The organism is Paenibacillus sp. A14 (assembly GCF_036864815.1).
Classification (GTDB): Bacteria; Bacillota; Bacilli; order Paenibacillales; family Paenibacillaceae; genus Fontibacillus; species Fontibacillus sanfengchensis.
The window spans coordinates 781,837-800,665 of sequence record NZ_JBAGJD010000001.1 but is presented as its reverse complement, the minus strand read 5'-3'; the positions used below and the strand labels follow the sequence as shown (position 1 = coordinate 800,665).

The 18,829-nt window shown below is 54.3% G+C and carries 15 protein-coding genes; all 15 read left to right on the top strand.

Annotated features, from left to right (window positions below; all coding sequences use genetic code 11):
- Positions 1 to 114: 114 nt before the first annotated feature.
- The 15 genes from V4U88_RS03930 to murD all read left to right on the top strand — a co-directional run bounded on the left by V4U88_RS03930 (position 115) and on the right by murD (position 18,810).
- Positions 115 to 1,047, top strand: coding sequence for an ABC transporter permease (locus V4U88_RS03930; RefSeq protein WP_334071913.1), 933 nt, complete (start codon positions 115 to 117; stop codon positions 1,045 to 1,047).
- Positions 1,048 to 1,073: 26 nt separating this feature from the next.
- Positions 1,074 to 2,012, top strand: coding sequence for an ABC transporter permease (locus V4U88_RS03925; RefSeq protein ID WP_334072071.1), 939 nt, complete (start codon positions 1,074 to 1,076; stop codon positions 2,010 to 2,012).
- Between the two features lie 11 nt (positions 2,013 to 2,023).
- Positions 2,024 to 3,019, top strand: coding sequence for an ABC transporter ATP-binding protein (locus V4U88_RS03920; protein WP_334071912.1), 996 nt, complete (start codon positions 2,024 to 2,026; stop codon positions 3,017 to 3,019).
- Positions 3,016 to 3,957, top strand: a complete 942-nt coding sequence (locus tag V4U88_RS03915) for an ABC transporter ATP-binding protein (protein ID WP_334071911.1) — start codon at positions 3,016 to 3,018, stop codon at positions 3,955 to 3,957. Before V4U88_RS03920 ends, V4U88_RS03915 begins: the two co-directional genes overlap by 4 nt.
- A gap of 145 nt (positions 3,958 to 4,102) precedes the next feature.
- On the top strand, positions 4,103 to 5,740 hold the full coding sequence (gene bshC / locus V4U88_RS03910; RefSeq protein WP_334071910.1) for a bacillithiol biosynthesis cysteine-adding enzyme BshC: 1,638 nt from the start codon (positions 4,103 to 4,105) through the stop codon (positions 5,738 to 5,740).
- A 13-nt stretch (positions 5,741 to 5,753) separates the two neighbouring features.
- Positions 5,754 to 7,019, top strand: coding sequence for an adenosylhomocysteinase (locus V4U88_RS03905; protein WP_334071909.1), 1,266 nt, complete (start codon positions 5,754 to 5,756; stop codon positions 7,017 to 7,019).
- A 231-nt stretch (positions 7,020 to 7,250) separates the two neighbouring features.
- Positions 7,251 to 7,682, top strand: a complete 432-nt coding sequence (gene mraZ / locus V4U88_RS03900) for a division/cell wall cluster transcriptional repressor MraZ (protein WP_334072070.1) — start codon at positions 7,251 to 7,253, stop codon at positions 7,680 to 7,682.
- A 35-nt stretch (positions 7,683 to 7,717) separates the two neighbouring features.
- Positions 7,718 to 8,689, top strand: coding sequence for a 16S rRNA (cytosine(1402)-N(4))-methyltransferase RsmH (gene rsmH / locus V4U88_RS03895; protein WP_334071908.1), 972 nt, complete (start codon positions 7,718 to 7,720; stop codon positions 8,687 to 8,689).
- A 1-nt stretch (position 8,690) separates the two neighbouring features.
- The gene (locus V4U88_RS03890; protein WP_334071907.1) at positions 8,691 to 9,092 is read left to right on the top strand and encodes a hypothetical protein; all 402 of its coding nucleotides are present in this window, start codon (positions 8,691 to 8,693) and stop codon (positions 9,090 to 9,092) included.
- Between the two features lie 40 nt (positions 9,093 to 9,132).
- Positions 9,133 to 11,388, top strand: coding sequence for a penicillin-binding transpeptidase domain-containing protein (locus tag V4U88_RS03885; RefSeq protein WP_334071906.1), 2,256 nt, complete (start codon positions 9,133 to 9,135; stop codon positions 11,386 to 11,388).
- Positions 11,389 to 11,469: 81 nt separating this feature from the next.
- Positions 11,470 to 13,437 (top strand): stage V sporulation protein D, encoded by a 1,968-nt coding sequence (locus V4U88_RS03880; protein WP_334071905.1) that lies wholly within the window; start codon positions 11,470 to 11,472, stop codon positions 13,435 to 13,437.
- 67 nt (positions 13,438 to 13,504) lie between these two features.
- Positions 13,505 to 14,995: a UDP-N-acetylmuramoyl-L-alanyl-D-glutamate--2,6-diaminopimelate ligase gene (locus V4U88_RS03875; RefSeq protein WP_334071904.1), complete on the top strand. Its 1,491-nt coding sequence runs from the start codon at positions 13,505 to 13,507 to the stop codon at positions 14,993 to 14,995.
- Positions 14,995 to 16,392, top strand: a complete 1,398-nt coding sequence (locus V4U88_RS03870) for a UDP-N-acetylmuramoyl-tripeptide--D-alanyl-D-alanine ligase (protein ID WP_334072069.1) — start codon at positions 14,995 to 14,997, stop codon at positions 16,390 to 16,392. The genes V4U88_RS03875 and V4U88_RS03870 overlap by 1 nt, the downstream gene beginning before the upstream one ends.
- Positions 16,393 to 16,417: 25 nt before the next feature.
- Complete coding sequence (mraY, locus tag V4U88_RS03865) at positions 16,418 to 17,383, top strand: phospho-N-acetylmuramoyl-pentapeptide-transferase (protein WP_334071903.1); 966 nt, start codon at positions 16,418 to 16,420, stop codon at positions 17,381 to 17,383.
- Between the two features lie 2 nt (positions 17,384 to 17,385).
- A complete protein-coding gene (murD, locus tag V4U88_RS03860) occupies positions 17,386 to 18,810 on the top strand; it encodes a UDP-N-acetylmuramoyl-L-alanine--D-glutamate ligase (RefSeq protein ID WP_334071902.1) in 1,425 nt (474 codons plus the stop codon).
- Positions 18,811 to 18,829: the final 19 nt, after the last annotated feature.

The following is an 18,829-nucleotide window of genomic DNA, read 5'->3' as shown; positions in this document are numbered from 1 at the left end:
CGGGTTTCTTCCAAGCTTTGTAGGGGTATGGCAATTATATTGAATAGACAAAGTTCCGGATTTAACCTAAAATCGGTTTATGTCGAAATTTTTGATAGGGAGGTGTTAACGGGCATGGTGCGTTACATTGCCAATAAGTTTTTTTACATGTTGGTCTCATTGTTCATTTTGATCTCCGCCACCTTCTTTCTGATGAAAGCCATTCCAGGCGACCCTTTCACTTCAGAGAAAAAGGTGCCGCCTGCAATTCAAGAGCTTCTATATAAACAATTTGGACTGGACAAGCCCGTTTATCAGCAGTATTTGAAGTATTTGGGAGACGTTGTTCGAGGGGATTTCGGGATTTCCATGAAGAAGATTAATCAGGACGTTTCCGATATCATCGGGCAAACCTTTTCCGCTTCTCTTAAATTGGGACTCGTAGCCATTATAGTAGCTGTTATCGTAGGGGTACTGCTTGGAATGCTGGCAGCGCTGTATCATCGCAAACTGATTGACAATGTGGCGATGGTGTTAGCGGTGCTGGGCATCGCGGTTCCCAGCTTTGTCGTGGCCTCGCTTTTACAGTATATTTTCGCGTCAAAACTGCACTGGCTGCCTACCATGGGCTTCAAGGGCCCGATGTATTATGTCCTTCCTGTAGCCGCTTTAACGGCGCAGCCGATCGCCTTTATCGCGCGGTTGACCCGTTCGAGCATGCTGGAAGTGCTGCATGCGGATTACATTAAAACAGCGAAGGCAAAAGGTTTGAACTGGTTTGCTATTCTTTTCCGCCATGTCATTCGCAACGGAATTATGCCGGTCGTCACCTATATTGGCCCGATGACCGCGAATATTGTCACCGGCTCGGTTGTCATCGAACAGATTTTCGGGATCGGCGGGATCGGTAAACAGTTCGTTGAAGCAATCGGGGGTCGTGACTATCCGGTTATCATGGGGATTACGATCTTCTACGGAATCCTTTTGATGCTGGCCCGCTTCCTTACCGACATTGCTTATATCTTTGTTGATCCTAGAATCAAACTTGGCAAAAGGAAGGAGGGGTAAGGGTGGATAACAATCCAATTCAAGTGATGCCAACGCCTGTGGAGTTGAAGCCGGAAGATTTTCGTAAAATCGGGACGGATGAGAAACAGGCGGAAGTCATCCAACGGGAAAGTATTTCCGCTTGGCGTGATGCCTGGTATCGTCTTCGTTCCAACAAGATGGCCATGACCGCGCTCGGCGTACTGTTGCTGATTGTCATTGCCTCTCTTGTCGGTCCGTTGATTTCCAAATGGGTGCACGGATACAACTATTATTCCAACGATCTGATGAATACAAACCAAAAACCGTCCGCCCTGCACTGGTTCGGAACCGACGACCTCGGCCGCGACATGTGGGTGCGCACCTGGATGGGGGCCCGGATCTCCCTGATCGTAGGTTTGGCCGCGGCGTGTATCGACTTGATGATCGGTGTTATTTACGGCGGCATTATGGGTTATTTTGGCGGCCGTGTCGATGAAATTATGAATAAATTTTCCGAGATTCTGTACTCCATCCCTTATTTGCTGGTAACGATCTTGTTGCTGGTCGTAATGGAACCTAGTTTGGGAACGATCATCTTGGCCTTGACGATTACGGGCTGGATTAACATGTCGTGGATCGTCCGCGGTGAAATTATGCAGCTCAAAAACCGCGAGTTCGTTCTTGCATCCCGTTCGATGGGCGCCAGTTCCGGACGTCTGTTGTTCCGCCACTTGCTGCCGAATGCGGTAGGTCCGATCATCGTTACCGTGACCTTGTCCGTACCGAACGCGATTTTTTCTGAAGCCTTCTTGAGCTTCCTCGGTCTGGGCGTACAGGCTCCGATCGCATCGCTCGGTTCGATGATCAACGATGCCTTGACCGGTTGGCTGTACTACCCATGGCGCATGCTGTTCCCGGCGGCTGTCATCAGCTTGACGATGCTGGCGTTTAACATTTTCGGCGACGGCCTTCGCGACGCGCTGGATCCAAAACTGAAGAAATAGGAGGTGGAGTGATGGAGCCGATTTTACAAATCAAAGATTTGCATGTCTCCTTCCAGGTAAAAGGCGGAGAAGTGAAAGCCGTACGCGGCATGAACTTTGAAGTAGGCAAGGGGGAAACGGTTGCGATCGTCGGTGAATCGGGCAGTGGCAAAAGCGTCACGGCCCAAACGGTCATGCGACTGATCCCGTCCCCTCCGTCCATAATCAAGCAAGGTGAAATTCTGTTCCAGGGACAGAACCTTTTGCAAAAAAGCGACAAAGAAATGGAAGCCATTCGCGGTAAAGATATTGGCATGATTTTTCAGGACCCGATGACCTCGTTGAATCCTACGATTAAGGTAGGTAGACAAATTACCGAAGTGCTTATCAAACATCAGAAAATGTCAGCGGCCGAAGCGAAAAAAGAGGCTATTGAGATGCTGAAGCTTGTAGGCATCAAAAATGCGGAAGCCCGCTTTAATCAATATCCGCACGAATTTTCCGGGGGGATGAGGCAGCGTGTGATGATCGCCATCGCGCTGGCTTGCCGGCCTGCTCTGCTTATTGCCGATGAACCGACCACCGCGCTTGACGTAACGATTCAGGCCCAAATTATGGACGTTATGAAAGAGATGCAGGAGCGTCTTGGTACGTCGATCATCTTGATCACCCATGACCTTGGTGTTGTAGCGGGTATGTGTGACCGGGTCATCGTTATGTATGCGGGCGAAGTCGTCGAAACCGGAACGAAGTGGGAGATTTTCAAAAACCCTCAGCACCCTTACACCAAAGGATTGCTAAGATCGATGCCGCGCCTTGACCAGAAGAAGGGCGAGCCGTTGATCCCGATCATCGGGACGCCGCCGGATTTGATCAAGCCGCCGATCGGCTGTCCGTTCGCAGCTCGCTGCGAACATGCCATGAAGATCTGCGAACGCATCGATCCGGGCGCAACGGTGTTCAGTGACACGCATATGGCGCGTTGCTGGGATCTTCACCCGATGGCCAAGGAGGGACAGTCGTCATGAGCAAGAACCTGATCGAAGTCGAAGGCCTCAAAAAATATTTTAACGTCGGCAGCGGCAATGTGCTTAAAGCCGTCAACGATATCAGTTTCTCGATCGCGGAAGGCGAGACATTGGGTCTCGTCGGCGAGTCGGGCTGCGGCAAGTCCACCGCCGGACGGACGATACTTCGTCTATATGAGCCGACCGCAGGCAGCGTTCGTTTCAACGGTACGGATATCAACAAGCTGTCTCCGCGCAAAATGAAAGCGATGCGCCGCGACATGCAGATGATTTTCCAGGATCCGTACGCCTCGCTGAATCCGCGGTTTACGGTCACGGATATTATCGGGGAGGCGCTGGACATCCACGGCATGGCCGGTTCCCGCGCCGAGCGGAAGAAACGGGTAGAGGAACTGCTGGATATGGTAGGTCTGAACCCGGATCACGCTACGCGTTACCCGCACGAGTTCTCGGGCGGTCAGCGGCAACGGATCGGGATTGCCCGCGCGTTAGCGGTAAACCCGAAATTCATTATTTGCGACGAACCGATTTCCGCGCTGGACGTATCGATTCAAGCGCAGGTGGTCAACCTGCTTAAGGAACTGCAGGACCGCCTCGGTTTGACTTATCTCTTCATCGCGCATGACCTGTCGATGGTCAAGCACATCAGTGACCGCGTAGCGGTTATGTATCTGGGCCGGATCGTGGAAATGGCGGAAAGTGAAGAATTGTACGCCAATCCGCTTCATCCTTACACCAAAACCTTGCTGTCGGCCATTCCGATTCCGGATCCGGAAGTGGAAGCCAACAAGAAGCGGATTTTGCTGGAGGATACCGGCAACGGACCGATTTCATCGGCGAAGGACGGCTCCGCCAGCGGCGGCGCTTTCGACCTGGAAAACTCGGAGTTGGTCGAAGTATCGAAAGGCCACTGGGTATCCATGCCGAAAAAAGGATAATTGGGGTCCCCGTTCCCCAGCCCCGCACCGTGTTCCGGTGCGGGGTCTTTTTTTAGCTTCGCGATTGTCCCGGGGTTGTGCTATATTTTATAAGAAGCTAAGAAGTTTAAAGCTTGTGAAAAAAGAACAGGAGGATCGATCCCTGATGAATATGGTGAAAGAGCCGCTGCCGACGGGACAACCGCTCGCCGAAGCGCTCATTCAGGATTATGCCCGGGTTAGCTCATTCTATGAGTATAATCCCAAGGAGGAACGGAGCTGGAAGGAACGGCTCGAATGGCTGGATCAAAGCGAAAGTTCCCGTGTAGGTCGAGAAGAACTGGTGTCCCGGCTGCGGGAATATAATCGCCTTCACAACCCGGAGGACGCGGTTGCGAAGAACCTTGAGCTATTGGCTCAGCCGGGGACAGCCGTCATCGTCGGCGGGCAGCAAAGCGGTTTGTTTACCGGCCCGCTGCTCGTTATATACAAAGCGGTGACGATTATCAAGGCGGCCCGGGAAGCCTCACGGAAGCTGGGACGGTCTGTCGTACCGGTCTTCTGGATTGCCGGCGAGGATCATGACTGGGACGAAGTCAATCATGCGTATGTGTTGTCGGGCAGCCTGGAGGTCAGCCGGGTACGGATCGCTGACGGTCATGAGCAGGGCAAGCCGGTCAGTTGGACGGAGATGATGCCGGAAGCATGGGACCAGGCGGCGGCCGAACTGGAACAATTGCTGCCGGAGACCGAATTCCGGCCGGGGTTGATGGAGCTGTTCCGGACATGCTCGTCTTCCTCCTCAACATTGACGGAATGCTTCGCCAAGCTGATGGGGCATTGGTTCGGCAGGTACGGACTGATCCTGCTCGATTCCGCGGATCCCGAATTGAGACGGCTGGAAGCCCCCGTATTTGAAGCGATGATCGAGAGAAACGATGAGCTGGAAGAAGCGTATATGGAAACCTCCCGGGCCTTAAAGGAACGGGGCTTTACGCTTCAGGCGGATGTCCGGGAGGACGGAGCGAATCTTTTCTACATACATGAAGGAGAAAGATTGCTTTTATTTAAGCAGGATGGCAAGTTTAATGATCGCAAGGGCAAGGTGGCTTTTTCGAGGGAAGAACTGATCGGGGAGCTACACGCCCACCCGGAACGCTTCAGCAACAATGTGCTGACCCGTCCGCTGATGCAGGATTCGCTTCTGCCGGTGCTGGGTACGGTGCTGGGCGCGGGAGAAATCGCCTACTGGGCACTGACGCGCTCCGCCTTCCGCAAGCTCGGTCTGCAAATGCCGATTTTACTGCCGCGGGAGTCTTTTACCGTGATGGAAGGCACCTTGCAAAAGCATATGGAGAAATATGGACTGCGCTGGGAAGACGTAGCGGATCGCGAAGCTCTGCGCAGCAAGCGCGAAGCCTGGCTTGCCGGGCAAGACTCGCTGAATCTGGAAGAGCGGTTTGAAGAAATCAAAGCGGCCTTTACGGCGATGTATAATCCTCTGATCGAGCAGTTGGGCACGATTCAGGCGGGACTCGTCAAGCTGGGCGGGGCCAATCGCGATAAGATCGTCGATCAGATCGACTATCTGCGGGGCAAAACGAAGGATGCCCTGGAGAAATCGAATGAAGCGGGTCTCCGCCATTTCGATCGTATTGAGTTGTCCCTATTCCCGCTCGGGAAACCGCAGGAAAGAGTCTATAATATTTTTTATTACCTGAACCGCTATGGTTCGGACTGGATTGACGGTTTGACGGGAATTCCTTATGATGTAACGGGAAGTCACCGGATTATAAACTTGTAGGAGGGAAAAGTCGATGAGTTCAGCTATTCAAAACAGCATCGTCGCCGATATGAAACTGGCCCCCGAGGGGCACTTGAAGATTGATTGGGTCGAGGCTCATATGCCTGTGCTTGGACGGATCCGCAAGCAATTTGAGCAGGAGCAGCCTTTTAAGGGGTTAAAAGTAACGATCTCGCTGCACTTGGAAGCAAAAACGGCTTATTTGGCGAAGGTCGTCAAAGCCGGCGGAGCCGAAGTGACGATTACAGGAAGCAACCCGCTTTCCACCCAGGACGATGTATGCGCGGCATTGGTCGAAGACGGCGTCACGGTGTTTGCCAAATACAACCCGGAGCCTGAGGAGTACAAAGCGCTTCTTATTCGTGCTCTCGAGACGAAGCCGGATCTGATTATCGATGACGGCGGAGACCTTGTGACGATCCTTCACTCGGAACGTCCGGACCTCCTCGAAAATGTTCGCGGTGGCGCGGAGGAAACCACGACCGGGATTTTGCGGCTTAAAGCGATGGATAAGGAAGGGAAGCTGCAATTCCCGATGGTAGCCGTAAACGATGCGTATTGCAAATACTTGTTTGATAACCGGTACGGAACAGGACAATCGGTCTGGGACGGCATCAACCGGACGACCAACCTGGTCGTGGCGGGGAAAACCGTCGTGGTTGTAGGCTACGGCTGGTGCGGCAAAGGCGTGGCGATGCGGGCCAAAGGGCTTGGCGCCAATGTCGTTGTCGCCGAAGTGGATGCGATCAAGGCAGTCGAAGCTTATATGGACGGGTTCCATGTCATGCCGATGCTGGAAGCGGCCAAGATCGGCGATTTCTTTGTCACCGTAACCGGCAATCGCGACGTCATTCGCGGAGAACATTACGATGTGATGAAGGACGGAGCCATTCTGTCCAATGCCGGCCACTTCGACGTGGAAGTGAACAAACCGGAGCTGGCTGAGCGCTCCAGCTCGATACGTACCGTTCGCCGGAACATTGAAGAATATCAATTGAAGGACGGACGCAAAGTGTATGTGCTCGCCGAAGGCCGCCTGGTCAACCTGGCTGCCGGTGATGGACATCCGGCGGAGATCATGGACATGACGTTCGCCCTTCAAGCCTTGTCACTTAAGTACGTGAACGAACAGTATGAGCAAATCGGCAAGACCGTGATCAATGTTCCGTATGAGTTGGATGAGCAGGTGGCCCGCTTCAAGCTGGAAAGTCTGGGGCTCGGCATCGATACGCTGTCCGAAGAACAGCGGGCTTATCTGGACAGTTGGCAGGAGCATTAAGAAACCGGAAACACGGCTTGATAACATGAAACGATCCATAGAAGCGTGAGTGTGGGGATTTAATGATCCCCGTCGCTCGCGCTTTTTTTACGTCCGTTCACCCGGATATAATTACCAACAAAAAAAGTTTAAGAGATAGCAGGATTTTTATCCGTAGTGGAGAATAAGTACTATTCATAGTGGTGGAAAGTGGTGCAAAGTGGGGGGAAGAGGTAAGGAGTGAGTGAACCAATGTTTATGGGGGAGTTCCAACATAGCATTGACGAGAAAGGCCGAATCATTATTCCGGCCAAGTTTCGCGACCTCCTAGGGACTTCTTTCGTCGTCACCCGCGGGCTCGACCAGTGTCTTTTCGTATATCCGCAACAGGAGTGGGAAGTCCTGGAACAAAAGCTTAAAGCCCTGCCGCTGATGAAATCCGATGCGCGTGCGTTTACGCGGTTTTTTTTCTCCGGGGCGACGGAATGCGAATGGGATAAACAGGGAAGGGTAAATTTACCCCCCAATTTGAGGCAGTATGCCAAACTGGAGAAGGATTGCGTTGTACTGGGCGTGTCGAACCGGGTAGAAATTTGGAGCCGGGATATTTGGGAGCACTACTTCCAACAATCCGAAGACACCTTTAACGAAATTGCCGAGAAGCTGGTTGATTTTGATTTTTGATTTGGAAAGAAAGATAGAGTCTGGAGGCGTAAGTCTTGTTTCATCACATCACGGTGCTTAAAAAAGAAGCGACAGAAGGGCTGCGCATCAAGCCGGACGGCATTTATGTGGATTGCACTTTAGGCGGAGGCGGCCATAGCTCCGTGATCCTGTCCCGGCTTGGGGAACGCGGCAGATTGATCGCGTTTGACCAGGATGACTGGGCTCTGGACAATGCCAGAGAACATCTGGCATCCTACAGTGGCCGTCTGACCTTGGTCAAGAGCAACTTTCGCCATTTACAGCAGAAGCTGCTTGAGGTTGGCGTTCCGACGAAAGATGGTATACCGCAGGTGGACGGTGTTTTGTTTGACCTCGGCGTATCCTCTCCCCAATTTGACGAAGGAGAGCGGGGGTTCAGCTATAACGCCGACGCTCCGCTGGATATGCGCATGGATCAATCCGCATCGCTAACGGCCAGGGATATTGTGAATGAGTGGCCGGAACGCGAAATAGCAAGAATTTTGTTCCAATATGGCGAAGAGAAGTTCTCCAGACGAATCGCCTCGGTCATTGCGCAGCGAAGGCAGGAGGCGCCGGTGGAAACGACCGGAGAATTGGTCGAATTAATCAAGGAAGGGATTCCTGCGGCGGCTCGCCGAACCGGCGGCCATCCGGCGAAGCGAAGCTTTCAGGCGTTGCGGATCGCCGTAAACGATGAATTAGGCGCTTTGGAAGAAGGGCTTCACGCCGCGGTCCGGTGTCTCGCCCCCGGGGGAAGAGCTTCGGTGATTACGTTTCACTCGTTGGAAGATCGGATCTGTAAACAAATTTTTGCCAGCTATGTGGAAAAGTGCACCTGTCCCCCTGATTTTCCCATGTGTGTATGCGGCGGTCAGGGACAACTGAAACTGGTCAACAGAAAGCCGCTCGTTCCTTCAGCGGAGGAACTGGAACAAAACCCGCGGGCGCGTTCGGCGAAATTGCGTGTAGCGGAGAAACTGCAATCAAGTGCGGAGGAAGTGTGAAATGGCGTATACACGGGGGAATTTGGCAGTCAAAGAAAAAACGGCGGAACGCGGTCACCAGTCCCAGCGTTACCGGGAGACCACAAAAGTAGTTACCCGGCGGGCACCGCTTCCGGTCAAAGAGAAGCTGCTTTATTTGGCGACGATTGTATTTTGCGTGGCGATCATGGGCGGCTTGTTGGTGCAAAACGCGAATCTCTACAGTATCAAACGTGATATTTTCAATTTGAACGCGGATATCCAGAAGATTCAGGTGCAGGTGAAGGAAATGGCCGTTCAAAAAGAAAAGCTGGAGGAGAAAATTCCGGAGGAAGCCGCCAAACTCGGCTACGTTTCGCCTGCGGCAGAAGGGTTCCACATTCAAATTCCTGTCGGTCTGAAAGCGTCCGGGTCCGCGGAGTAAGCGGGTCCGGGCACAAATCATAGAATCACGAGGTATTGCCATGATCAAGAGAATAAAACTTCGGACGCTGCTGATAGGGGGATGCATTACCCTCTTTTTTACTGTTCTTATAGGTAGAGTGTTCTGGATTCAGGTCGTGGAGGCCAGCTTTTGGCAGGGCCATGCCGAAGAAATCTGGTCAAAAGAGAAAAAACTGCCGGCTACGCGCGGTACCATTACCGACCGGAACGGGGACGTATTGGCCATCGATGCCCCGGCCTATACCGTGGCGGTCAATCCCAAGCTGATCCACAAATTGAATTTGCAGAACGAAGTGGTGGAAGGGCTCCATAACTTGCTTGGCAAAGACAAGCTCCAACTGGAAGAAATCGTCAACGCCAAGAAGGAGGACGGAACTTTCTTAGCGCAGCGGGAGGTCCGCTACGAAGGCTGGAAAATCGATCAGGAGCTGCGGGACAAAGTCGAGGCTTTTACTAATGAACTGGAGAAAAAGCACAAGGTTGAGGATGCCGGTATTTATTTGCTAAAAGAGCAAAAACGGTATTATCCGAAAAAAGATCTAGCGGCCCATGTGCTGGGATATACGGACCGGGACGGGAAAGCGGTCTCGGGCCTCGAAGCGGCTTATGACAAAGAACTGAGCGGCATTGACGGCAAGCTCCAATACAAGAGCGATGGCCGGGGAATCGAGATTCCCAAAGCGAGCGAGATCTATCAGCCCGTTAAAAATGGAGAAAATATCCGGCTGACGATCGACGGGACGATACAGTATTATATCGAAGAAGCGATGAAGGAAGCTTTCGATCAATTGAAGCCGATCAGTATGACGGTCATTGCCGCGGATCCAAAGACGATGGACATTCTCGGCATGGCCAATTTGCCGACCTATGATCCGAATCAGTACTGGGCCGATGTGGACCAAAAGAACTTTTACAACCATGCGATCAAGTCGGTCTACGAGCCGGGATCCACGTTTAAAATCGTGACATTGGCGGGCGCCGTCGAGGAGGGATTGTTCAATCCCGAGGCGGAATATATGTCCGGAAGCATTCGCGTTCCCGGGCAAACCATTCACGACATGAAACGTTCGGGATGGGGGCGTATTAGCTATTTGTTAGGGGTTAAACGTTCCAGTAACGTCGCCTTCGTTAAGCTTGGATACGAGATGCTAGGTCCTGAGCGACTGAAACAATATGTGGATGAGTTTGGTTTCGGCCAAAAGACGGGGATTGAGCTGCCCGGCGAAGCGGCCGGGGTCGTAACGCCGAAGCAGCAGGCGGACTTTGCGGCGATGGCTTACGGGCACGGCAAGCTGCTCGTCACGCCACTGCAGCAGGTCGCTGCGGTTGCGGCCGTGGCAAATGGCGGGAAACTGCTGGAGCCGCATATCGTCAAATCCATTACCGACCCGCAAACCGGGGAAACGACGGAAACAGAAGTCAAAGAGATCCGGCAAATCCTTACCCCGGACAAAGCGAAGGAAGTCAGCGAAATTCTGGAGCAGGTCGTTTCCGACCAGAAAATCGGTACCGGGCGGCACGCGTATATCGAGGGCTACCGGGTCGCCGGTAAAACGGGAACGGCGGTTAAAGTAGTTAACGGGAAATACGACTACACGAAACAGGTCGTTTCTTTCATCGGTTACGCGCCGGTGGATGATCCCAAAGTCGTCATGCTCGTGCTCATCGACGAACCAAGGGACTCGGAGCTCGGCGGCGGTGCCGCGGCGGCGCCGGTGTTTCAAAAAATTATGAAACAGACGCTGCAGTACATGGGCGTTCCGAAAAATATGAACGACAAAGCTCAATCGGCCGGGACGGAAAGCAGCGGCGGCATTAAAGCGCCGGAGTTAACCGGGCTTTCCTTGCAGGATGCAAAAAATAAACTTGGGGAAAAGGGGGTTTCCTACGTCACCCTGGGGGGAGGCAAGGAACTCGTGTCCCAGTTCCCGAAAGCGGGGAGTACGTTAAAGGCCGGCCAATACATGTATCTGCTGACCGAGGAAGGCGAGAAAATGGCCATTCCGAACCTGAGCGGCAAATCGTTAAGAGAAGCGATGGAGCTGCTCTCGGCCCTTCAGGTCTCCGTGACGGCCGAAGGCGAAGGGTACGTGGTTTCCCAGACGGCCTCCGAGGAAAAAGGCCGGCGTAAGGTGCACCTTGTGCTCGAGCCGCCGGTAAAAGATCCGGCGGAGACGGAGGCGGATTCCGAGGAGGACGCCTCTTCCGGTGATAGCGGCGGTGGCGGTGAGAACGCCGCGGCAAACGGCGGAGAGAGCGGAGATTCTTCGCCCTAGCTTGTTCTAACCCCTGTTTGTCCTGAATATTCATGTGAAGAGATCGACCACATGTTTTTGGATGGACAGGGGGCTATCGTGATGAGAATATCCAAAGTAACGGTCAGACGAAGATTATTCGTATTGCTCATGCTGCTTTGTCTGCTGTTCGCCGCTCTAGTAATCCGGCTGGCTTATGTGCAGCTCGGCCAGGGAGAAGAGCTATCGGCCAAGGCGGAGGATTCCTGGCGCCGCAATATCCCTTACTCCGCGAAGCGGGGGGAAATCACCGACCGGAACGGCGCGGTGCTGGCCTACAATATTACGACGCCGACCGTTATGGCCATTCCGGTGCAGGTGAAATCGCCCGAAACGACGGCGAAAAGCCTGGCTCCCTTGCTGGGAATGAGCGAGGAAGCCGTGCTTAAGGCGATTACCAAGAGACAATCCATAGTCAGGCTGCAGCCCGGCGGACGCAAAATTACGATGGAAAAAGCGCAGCAAATTCGTGATTTGGCTCTTCCGGGTATTGTCGTTGCCGAGGACAATAAAAGGTACTATCCCTATGGGGGCCTCGCCGCCCATATTCTAGGGTTCACCGGCGGCTACAATCAAGGCTTGACCGGCGTGGAGAGCAAGTATGACAATAAGCTGAGCGGCATGAACGGAAGCGTCTCGTACTTGTCGGACGCGGGGGGCAGGCTGATGCCCGGCTCATCCGAAAAGTACGTCGAACCGAAAGACGGTTTGAGCTTGACGCTGACGATTGACAAATCGATTCAGAGCATCATGGAACGCGAGCTGGATCAGGCGATGGCCCGGCATCAGGCCAATTCGGCGCTGTCGATCGCGATGAATCCGAAAACCGGGGAGATTCTGGCGATGGCCGCGAGGCCGGGATATGAGCCCGCGGAATATCAAGAGGTGGACCCGGCGGTATACAACCGAAATCTCCCGATCTGGATGACCTATGAGCCCGGCTCCACATTTAAAATCATCACCCTATCGGCCGCTCTGGAAGAAAAAAAGGTGGACCTGCACCATGAGCAGTTCTTCGACCCGGGCTATGTCAAGGTGGGCGGAGCTTCGCTGCGCTGCTGGAAAAGAGGCGGACACGGCAGCCAAACCTTCCTTCAGGTTGTGGAAAATTCCTGTAACCCCGGGTTTGTCGCGCTTGGTCAGCGCCTCGGGAAGGAAACTTTGTTTAAGTACATTAAGGATTTCGGCTTTGGTACAAAAACGGGGATTGACCTGGCCGGGGAAGAAAACGGCATTTTGTTCAAGATGTCCCGCGTAGGCCCTGTCGAACTCGCGACAACTTCCTTTGGTCAAGGGGTCTCGGTGACGCCGATTCAGCAAATTACGGCGGTTTCGGCGGCAATCAACGGAGGCAAGCTGTTTAAACCGTTTGTGGCTAAATCCTGGAGTAATCCTGACACAGGGGAAGTGGTATTCACCAATGAACCCCAGCTCGTTCGGCAGGTGATTTCCGAAGAAACGTCCAAGCAGGTTCGCGAGGCGCTTGAGAGCGTGGTGGCAAAGGGAACCGGCGGAAACGCCTTTATCGACGGGTACCGGGTCGGAGGGAAGACGGGAACCGCGCAAAAGGTCATTAACGGCCGCTATTCGCAAAACGAGCATATCGTTTCGTTTATCGGCTTTGCTCCGGCGGACGACCCGCAGATCGTCGTTTACACCGCGGTGGACAATCCGCAGGGAATTCAGTTCGGCGGCGTAGTGGCGGCGCCGATTGTACGGAATATTCTGAAGGATGCGCTGGAATACATGAAGATTCCGCCGCGGCAGGAACAGGTCGCCAAAAAGTACAAATATGGCGAAACTCCGGTCGTCACGGTTCCCGATTTGATGGGGCACACCGTTCAGGAAATTTATGAAGATCTCAATATGAACTTTAATCTGGCCAAATCGGGCGCGGGCAACGTGGTGATTAACCAAGCGCCGAAACCGGGGACGCGGGTCGACCGGGGTTCGACCATCCGGATTTATATGGGCACCGAGGAGGACGCCGAGCGAGGCGGACTTCATGAACATCAGGATGAATCATCCTGAACCGCGCCAACTTTGGTGATAATTATGAATAAGGTTGTTTTTTCAGAAATTGACGGAGGGGTAACTTATGCTGCTTAAAGATTTAGCGACTTATATCATCGGAAGCGAAATCCGGGGCGATGCCGGCACGGAATGCCGGGGAATCTCGATCGATTCGCGAAAAATATCGCCCGGGGATTTGTTCATCTGCCTGCCGGGCCATACGGTCGACGGCCATGACTTTGCGCAGAAGGCGGCGGAAGCGGGGGCAGCGGCGCTTGTCGTACAACGCTGGTTGGAGAATAACCCGCTGCCGCAGCTTAAGGTCAAGGACAGCCGGGTGGCGATGGCGGTGCTGGGCAATGTGGTTTTCGATTTCCCCAGCTCCCGTATGAAAGTGATCGGAGTCACCGGAACGAACGGGAAAACGACGACGACGTATTTAATCGAACGGATCTTGCAGGATCAAGGGAAATCCGCCGGCTTGATCGGAACGATCCAGCGCCGTTATGCCGGACAGACGTTTCCGATGTCCGGAACGACGCCGGAGTCGCTGGATTTGCAGCGTTATTTGCATGAGATGAAGGAAGCAGATACGGATTACTGTGTTATGGAGGTTTCCTCGCACGCGCTGGATCAAGGACGCGTTAAAGGAACGAAATTCCGTACGGCGGTGTTTACCAACCTGACGCAGGACCATTTGGATTATCATAAATCGATGGAGGAATACCGTGCGGCGAAAGGGTTGTTCTTCTCGCGCCTCGGCAATACTTATGCTTCTTCCCCGGATGAGCGCAGCTATGCCGTGCTTAATGCCGACGATCCGGCTTCCTCTTATTTCGCCAAGCAGACGGCGGCTGAGATCATTACTTATGGTGTGGATCAAGAAGCGGATGTGCGGGCGTCGAACATCCGGATTACGGCGAAAGGAACCTCTTTTCACGCGGCCACTTTCCTGGGAAATATTGATATCACCTTAAAAATGGTAGGGAAGTTCAATGTGTATAACGCGCTGGCGGCGATGACGGCCGCCCTGCTCGAAGGAATTGAACTGCAGGACATTAAGGCGAGCCTGGAAGCCGTTCCGGGCGTGGACGGCCGGGTGGAAGCGGTGGACGAAGGTCAGCCGTTCGCGGTTATCGTGGACTATGCGCATACGCCGGACGGCCTCGAAAATGTGTTGAACGCCGTTAACGAATTTGCCAAAGGGCGGGTCATCTGCGTGTTCGGCTGCGGGGGCGACCGGGACCGGACCAAGCGGCCGCTCATGGGCAAAATCGCAGCGCGTCTGTCGGGCCATGTCATCGTGACTTCCGATAACCCGCGCACAGAGGACCCCGGGCTCATTCTGAAGGATATCGAGGCGGGACTTGAAGAGGATCGGGTGCCGCGCGACCGTTACGAACTGATTGTGGACCGCCGCGAAGCCATTCAAAAGGCTATTGAAATGGCAAGCCCCGAAGATGTAGTATTGATTGCGGGGAAGGGCCATGAGACCTACCAATTGATCGGCAAAGAGGTGCACGATTTTGATGACCGGATCGTCGCCAAAGAAGCGATAAGGGGTTTGAACAAGTGATTAAACGTAAACTAGCGGAAATCGCCGCGATGGCCGGCGGACAATTAGGAAATCCCGGCGATGCCGATATACTTATTGAAGGAGTTACCACCGATTCCCGCCGTATTTCGCCGGGCTGTCTGTTTATCCCGTTAGCCGGCGAGCGGTTTGACGGCCATGATTTTGCCGCGGAATGCCTTCAGGCTGGGGCCGGAGCCGTTCTTTGGTCGAAATCCCGGGGAGAAGCCCCGGGGCCTTGCGTGCTTGTGGACGATACCCTCGAGGCCCTGCAACGCCTCGCCAAAAGTTATTTGGCGGCGAGTCGCGCCCGCGTGGTCGGGATTACGGGAAGCAACGGGAAGACGACGACCAAGGACCTGCTTTTTTCACTGCTGGCCACAACTTTTAAAGTTCATAAAACGCAGGGCAACTATAACAATCACATCGGGCTGCCGTTGACGATTCTGTCCATGCCTGAAGATACGGAAATCGCCGTGCTTGAAATGGGGATGAGCGGCCGGCATGAAATCGAGCTTCTGTCCAAGCTGGCGGAGCCCGAGGCGGCCATCGTCACGAACATCGGGGAGTCGCATTTGCTGCAGCTCGGCTCCAGGCTGGAAATCGCCCGCGCCAAGCTGGAAATTTTGTCCGGGCTCCAAGAGGGAGGGCTTTTTGTCTATAATGGGGACGAACCTCTCATCACCCAGGTTCTGGCGGAGCCGGCCACGGTTAAACCGGCAGCGTTGAAGCTGTCGACCTTCGGACTCGATCCCGGCAATGAGGATTATCCGATCGGCATCATGCACCTGGAGGACAAAACGGTATTTACTTCGCACGCGCTAGGAGATATCTCTCTTGAGCTGCCGCTGCCCGGCGAGCACAATGTCGTGAACGCTTTGGCGGCGCTGGCTGTAGCGACATACTTTGGTGTGTCCGAACAAGCGCTTGCCGAAGGGCTAAAGCGGGTGGAACTGACAGGTATGCGTATCGAGACCGTTCGCGGCGTCAGCGGCATCACGATCCTGAACGATGCTTACAATGCCAGCCCGGCTTCCGTGAAAGCGGCGATCGGAGTATTGGAGAAGAAGCGCGGCTACCGGCAAAAAATCGCCGTACTTGGCGATATGCTTGAGCTTGGTGAGGATGAGGTCGAATACCATCGGGAAGTCGGCAGATTCTTAAGCCCGGGAAAAACGGATATGCTGTTTACTTACGGGAAGCTCGGAGCGGCCATCGCCGAAGGGGCGGCGGAGCGTTTGGAGAAAGAACGCATCTTCTCCTATCGGGATAAAAACGAGCTGATTGAAGCGCTGATTCCCCGGCTGCATCCGCAGGATGTTCTTCTCGTCAAGGCATCGCGCGGCATGAAGCTGGAGGAAGTCGTCGACGCGGTCAAAACCAGCAGCCTTCATCGATAAATCCGGCGAAAGGGGGGTGATCCCAATGGACTTTGGACTCATACTATTAACGATTGGCGTATCTTTTATATTAGCGGTGATCTCGGCCCCTTTGCTGATTCCTCTGCTGCGGCGCATGAAATTCGGGCAGCAGATCCGCGGCGAAGGGCCGCAAAGCCACCAGAAGAAGGCGGGAACGCCGACCATGGGCGGCATTATTATCATCTTGGCATTCACGCTCGCTTTTCTTAAATTTTCGGTCGTGAACACCGATTTTTATGTCTTGCTGATCGCCACGCTCGGCTTTGGGCTGGTCGGATTTCTGGACGATTACATCAAGATCGTGTTCAAAAGATCGCTGGGGCTGACGCCGAAGCAAAAAATGTTCGGGCAGCTGCTGTTTTCCGGCACCATCTGCGCGCTTTTGATTTCGGAAGGACACAGCACGGCGATCGGCATCCCGGGGACCGGCTTTTCGTTTGATTGGGGCCCGTGGTTTTACTATCCGTTTATCATTTTTATGCTGATTGCCATCAGCAATGCCGTCAATTTTACCGATGGCCTGGACGGGTTGCTTTCGGGGGTAAGCGCGATTGCGCTGGGGGCCTATGCGGTTGTCGCGATGCAGGTGACCTCTCTTCCGGCGGCGGTTTGCGCGGCGGCCATGATCGGCGCGGTTTTGGGTTTCTTGGTATTTAACGCGCATCCGGCCAAGGTGTTTATGGGCGATACGGGCTCGCTCGGGATCGGCGGAGCCATTGGGGCCATCGCGATTATCACGAAGAGCGAACTGTTGTTCCTCGTGATCGGCGGCATTTTCGTCATTGAAATGCTATCCGTCGTGCTGCAGATCGTTTCTTTCAAGACGCGCGGGAAACGAATATTCAAGATGAGCCCGATCCATCATCATTTCGAACTATCGGGATGGTCGGAGTGGCGTGTTGTTGTCACGTTTTGGGCTGTTGGCCTGCTGCTGGCGGGCATCGGACTTTATTTGAACAAGGGGCTGTAGAAATGAAACATCCAGATGAATACCGGGGGCGCCAAGTGGTTGTACTCGGTCTAGCGAAGAGCGGATTGCAGGTCGCCAAAACCCTTCACCGAAGCGGCGCGGTCGTTACCGTCAACGATAGGAAGACGAGAGAGGAATGTCCCGAAGCATCCGAATTGGAAGCTTTGGGAATTTCTGTTGTATGCGGAGGTCACCCGGAGGGATTGATTCACGCCGGGGTCGAACTGGTGGTCAAGAACCCGGGAATCCCTTACAGTGCGCCACCCGTGGCCAAAGCGGAGGAATTGGGAATCGAAGTCGTGACCGAGGTGGAGGTGGCGTATCATCTGACTGAGGCTCCGATCATCGGCATTACCGGCTCCAACGGAAAAACGACAACGACTACATGGATCGGCAACATGCTCGAATCCGCCGGGCTCCATCCGCTCGTTGCCGGGAATATCGGAACGCCGCTGTGCGCGGCGGCGGAAGAGGCCCGTCCGGAGAACCGGCTGGTGGCCGAACTGAGCAGCTTTCAGCTCAAGGGGACGCGGGAGTTCCGCCCGGCGGTGGCGGTGTTGCTGAACGTTGCCGAGACTCATCTGGATTATCACGGCACGATGGAGGATTATGTTGCTTCCAAAGCCAAACTGTTCGCGAATCAGACGGAATCCGATATCGCCGTCATTAATTGGGACGACCCTGTCTGCCGCGAGCTGGTCCCTTATATCAAGGCGAAGCTGCTCCCCTTCTCCATGGCGGAGGAGCTGCGGACGGCGGGCGTTTATGTCCAGCCGTCCTTTATTCCCGGCGTTCAGGATAACTTGACCCGGCATATCGTTTACCGGGATGAAGCGGGTGCGGAACATCGCATTCTCGATATTGCGGAAATCGGCTTGGCGGGCCGTTTTAATGTGGGGAACGCACTGGCGGCCGCGGCGGCATCGCTGGCGGCCGGAGCCGCTCCCGAAGCGCTTGCCGGACCACTCCGCTCCTTCCGGGGAGTCGAGCATCGGCTCGAGTTCGTGGAAGTGAAATCCGGCGTCGCGTATTACAACAATTCCAAGGCGACTAATTCGAAAGCGACGGTTACGGCGTTAGGCGCGCTGGATCGGCCGATCGTGCTGATTGCCGGCGGCCTGGACCGGGGCTCCGATTATATGGAGCTGCTGCCCGCCTTTAAGGAGAGAGTCAAAGCCGTGGTGGCGATCGGCCAGACGAAGGAGAAAATCGGCCGGGTCGCCGAACTGGCGGGTCTAAGCGATATCGTGCTGGTCGATACTGGAACCAGCGCCGCCGATACGCTGCGGGAAGCGATCAATGCTGCCGCGGAACTGGCCGCCGATGGGGACATCGTGCTGCTGTCCCCGGCTTGCGCCAGCTGGGACATGTTCTCGTCCTATGAAGAGCGTGGACGCATTTTTAAAGAGGCGGTGCATACCCTTTAAGTAGGGGGGTGGAAAAGCC